This window comes from Sphaerisporangium sp. NPDC049002, assembly GCF_040649355.1.
Taxonomy (GTDB): Bacteria; Actinomycetota; Actinomycetes; order Streptosporangiales; family Streptosporangiaceae; genus Sphaerisporangium.
In genome coordinates this window covers 1-3,606 of sequence record NZ_JBEZFH010000363.1, presented here as the reverse complement: position 1 = coordinate 3,606, position 3,606 = coordinate 1, and the positions used below count along the sequence as shown (strand labels likewise).

Annotated in this window: 4 protein-coding genes and 2 pseudogenes; all 6 read left to right on the top strand. The window is 70.2% G+C overall.

All coding sequences use genetic code 11. The features are described from left to right. Window positions 1-199: pseudogene (locus AB0B89_RS35380) on the top strand (hypothetical protein); the annotation flags it as partial. A 15-nt stretch (window positions 200-214) separates the two neighbouring features. After that, window positions 215-877 carry a response regulator transcription factor gene (locus tag AB0B89_RS35375; protein WP_358561837.1) on the top strand — a complete coding sequence of 221 codons (663 nt, stop codon included), beginning with the start codon at window positions 215-217 and terminating at the stop codon, window positions 875-877. A 168-nt stretch (window positions 878-1,045) separates the two neighbouring features. Continuing rightward, window positions 1,046-1,633: an NAD(P)H-dependent oxidoreductase gene (locus AB0B89_RS35370; RefSeq protein WP_358561834.1), complete on the top strand. Its 588-nt coding sequence runs from the start codon at window positions 1,046-1,048 to the stop codon at window positions 1,631-1,633. A 10-nt stretch (window positions 1,634-1,643) separates the two neighbouring features. Then, a complete protein-coding gene (locus AB0B89_RS35365; RefSeq protein WP_358561831.1) occupies window positions 1,644-2,015 on the top strand; it encodes a helix-turn-helix domain-containing protein in 372 nt (123 codons plus the stop codon). Window positions 2,016-2,196: 181 nt separating this feature from the next. Beyond that, window positions 2,197-2,691 (top strand): DUF892 family protein, encoded by a 495-nt coding sequence (locus tag AB0B89_RS35360; RefSeq protein WP_358561828.1) that lies wholly within the window; start codon window positions 2,197-2,199, stop codon window positions 2,689-2,691. Between the two features lie 259 nt (window positions 2,692-2,950). Beyond that, window positions 2,951-3,606: pseudogene (locus AB0B89_RS35355) on the top strand (type III polyketide synthase); the annotation flags it as partial.

Genomic DNA, 3,606 nt, shown 5'->3' with positions numbered 1-3,606 from the left:
CGCGCCGCCGCCCGTACCGGCCGCGGGTGCGACCGCGGACGGCGGCGAAGGCGGCGGGCAGGGGCTGATCGGGCTGGCCGAACGCGCGCGGCTGGCAGGCGGCGAGTTGAGCGCCGGCCCGGCCGGCGACGGGTTCCGGGTCTGCGCCTGGCTACCCTGGCCACCGGCGGAGGCCGGGTCCGCCGCGAGCCAGGTGTGAGGAGGGAAGGCGCAAGTGATCCGCGTCCTGCTCGTCGATGACGACGCGATCGTGCGAGCCGGGCTGCGCCTGATGCTGGGCGGCGCCCCGGACATCGAGGTGGTCGCGGAGGCCGCCGACGGGGCCGAGGTGCCCGAGCGGGTGGCCGCGTACGCACCCGATCTGGTGCTGATGGACATCCGGATGCCGGGCGTCGACGGGCTGGCCGCCACCAGGGCGCTCCGGGCCCAGCCCGGAGCACCTGAGGTGCTGGTCCTGACGACTTTCCACACCGACGCGCACGTACTGCGGGCGCTGCGCGCCGGCGCGGCCGGTTTCCTCCTCAAGGACACCCCGCCGCAGGACATCGTCTCGGCCATCCGCACCGTGGCCGCCGGGGACCCGGTGCTCTCCCCCGCCGTCACCCGCCGGCTCATCGCGCAGGTGGCGGGCGACTCCGGGCAGGACGACCGGGCCGCCGCCGCCCGGGCCCGGCTGGCGCTACTGGCCGAGCGGGAGCGGGAGGTGGCCCGGGCTGTGGGGCGCGGCAGCTCCAACGCGGAGATCGCGCGGGAGTTGCATCTGGCGCTGCCGACGGTGAAGGCGCACGTGTCACGGATCCTGACCCGGCTGGATCTCAACAACCGCGTCCAGATCGCTCTGCTGGTCCACGACGCGAGCGCGTCAGAGGACGTCTGAGCACGCGCTCCTGTGAGGGAGACCCACGTGGCCCGGCGCCCGCGCGGTGACCGCGTCACGATCCATTACTAAGGATTACTTAGTCACTAAGTTTTCTGAGGTACGCTGTGGCGCGTGGTGAGGAGCGTCCGTCGGGAGGCTCCCGCGAGAGACGTGAGGAGACGTGTCATGGCGAAGCTTGAGATCATCGTGGCGAGCACCCGGCCGGGCCGGGTGGGGCTGCCGATCGGGCAGTGGGTCGAGGCGGAGGCGAGGGCGCACGGTGGTTTCACGGACGTGGAGCTGGTCGACCTGGCCGAGGTCGGCCTGCCCTTCATGAACGAGCCCAACCACCCCCGCCTGGGCCAGTACACCCACCAGCACACCCACGACTGGAGCGCCAAGGTCACCGAGGCGGACGCCTTCGTCTTCGTCATGCCTGAGTACAACTACGGGTACAACGCCGAGCTGAAGAACGCCATCGACTACCTGCACAAGGAGTGGTACTACAAGCCCGTGGGGCTGGTCAGCTACGGCGGCGTCGCGGCCGGCACCCGCGCGGCTCAGATGATCAAGCAGGTGGTCACCACGCTCAAGATGATCCCGGTCTCCGAGGCGGTCTCCATCCCCTTCGTCCGGCAGTTCGTCGACGACGAGGAGAACGTGGTTCCGAACGACGTCATGACGGCGTCGGCCAAGGCCATGTTCGACGAGCTCGTCCGCGTGAGCGACACCCTGCGCCCGCTGCGCGAGGGCGCGGTCCCATCGACGAGGTGAGGGCGGACCCATGAGCGACGTCAACCCCGTCTGCGTGCGGTTCCACGCCGCGATCGAGCTGATCGGCTCCCGCTGGTCCGGCGCCATCCTGCGCGCCATGTTCACGGGGCAGGTCCGGTACGCGCAGATCAAGGCCGCCGTGCCGGGCCTGAGCGACACCATGCTGGCCCAGCGGCTGCGCACGCTGGAGTGCGAGGGGCTCATCGAGCGCCGGGTCATCCCGGCCTCCCCCGTGCAGGTCGAGTACGGCCTCACCGAGAAGGGCCGCGACCTCGAACCGGCGCTTGAGGCCCTGATCGCCTGGTCGCACAAGTGGATCCCGCTCCCGGGACAGGAGGAGCAGGTCGCGGCGCGGGAGCACCCGCGCCCGTCCGGAGCGTGATGTTGGCCGGGACGTGGATCCCGCATGCCCGGGTCGTCCAGACGTTGACGGGGTTCCGCCCTTCCCTTGAATGGGCTCTGGCCTGCGAAGAGATAGGCGTCCTGGCGTGAGTCGGGGTCGCGCCGGGGGGTAGGGCAAAACAGGGGGCAGATGCCGCCATCAGCGAGCAAGAGGTGAAGTCATGGCTTTCAACAACCCCGCCGACCTCTTCCTGTACGAGCTCTCCGCCGCGTACGACGGGGAGATCAAGATCACGGAGATGAAGGAGGAGATGGCGGGAAAGGTCCGCAGCACCAGCCTTTCCGAGGAGCTGCGCCATCAGGTGGCGAAAGGCCAGGAGAAGGTCAGGAACCTGGACGTCTGCTTCCAGTCGCTCGGGACCACGCCGCTTGACGTGGACTGCCTGGTCGTCGACGCCATGCGGGCCGAGTTCCAGCAGTTCGTCCAGCGGGGGCCCGCGCCCGAGGTGATCGACATGTACACCGTCGGGTCGGAGCTGGAGCTGGCCAGCTACAAGACCGCCGGTTACAAGGGCCTCGTCGACAAGGCCGTGCTCATGGGCCAGACCGAGTGCGCGCACTTCCTCCAGAGCAACCTGGTCGGGGAGGAGGAGGCCAGGGGGCACTTCGAGCGCCTCAGCCATGAGGTCAGCGAGGCGACCCTCGCCGGAGTGTGACCCCGGCGCCGCGACGTGAGGCCCTGACCGCGCGACCGGCGCCGAGGCGCTCGTGGAGACCCCTCGGCCCCTCGCGGATTTATCAGCATTTTGGTGACATTTCCGGAAATACTGAATGCCGCCGCGCCATGGCCTCCGAACAGCGAAAACAAAGACGCGTCAAGATCGCGAGTGCGCCGCCACCTGGCCTCCAGGTATGCGTACCGGCACGGTGGGCAAGACAGAGGTGTCCCCACTGTCAGCGAACCGGGAAATCCATATGACCCGAATTGCCGCTGTCCGCGGTGCTCTTCCTCCGAACCGCTACCCCCAGGCCGAGATAACCGACACCTTCGCCCGCATCTGTCTTCCCCCGGGTGCCGACCGGCGGCTGCTCGACCGCCTGCACACCTCGGCCCGCGTCGGTCATCGCAACCTGGTTCTGCCGCTTGAGCAGTACGCCAAGCTCGACGGCTTCGGGATGGCCAACGAGATCTTCATCGAGGCGGCGGTGGACCTGGGTGCCGAGGCGGTGGGCGCCGCGCTGGAGGCGGCCGGGCTGGCGCCGGGCGACGTCGACATGATCATTTTCACGTCGGTGACCGGAATCGCCGCGCCGTCGGTGGACGCCAGGCTCGCCGGCAGGCTCGGGCTGCGCCCCGACGTCAAGCGGATACCGGTGTTCGGGCTCGGCTGCGTCGCGGGTGCGGCGGGGATCGCCCGGCTCCACGACTACCTGCGCGGATGGCCGGACCACGTGGCCGTGCTGCTCTCGGTCGAGCTGTGCTCGCTCACGTTGCAGCGCGCCGAGGCCTCGCCGGTCAACTTCGTGGCCAGCGGGCTCTTCGGCGACGGCGCGGCGGCCGTGGTGGCGGTCGGCGCCGGCCGTGCCGCGGACCCGCGGTCCGCTCCCGGCCCCAGCGTGGTCGCCACCCG

Excerpts from the sequence above, each read along its gene's own strand:
- AB0B89_RS35365 (WP_358561831.1), top strand. The coding sequence starts at position 1,644 with ATGAGCGACGTCAACCCCGTCTGCGTGCGGTTCCACGCCGCGATCGAG.
- AB0B89_RS35370 (WP_358561834.1), top strand. The coding sequence starts at position 1,046 with ATGGCGAAGCTTGAGATCATCGTGGCGAGCACCCGGCCGGGCCGGGTG.
- AB0B89_RS35360 (WP_358561828.1), top strand. The coding sequence starts at position 2,197 with ATGGCTTTCAACAACCCCGCCGACCTCTTCCTGTACGAGCTCTCCGCC.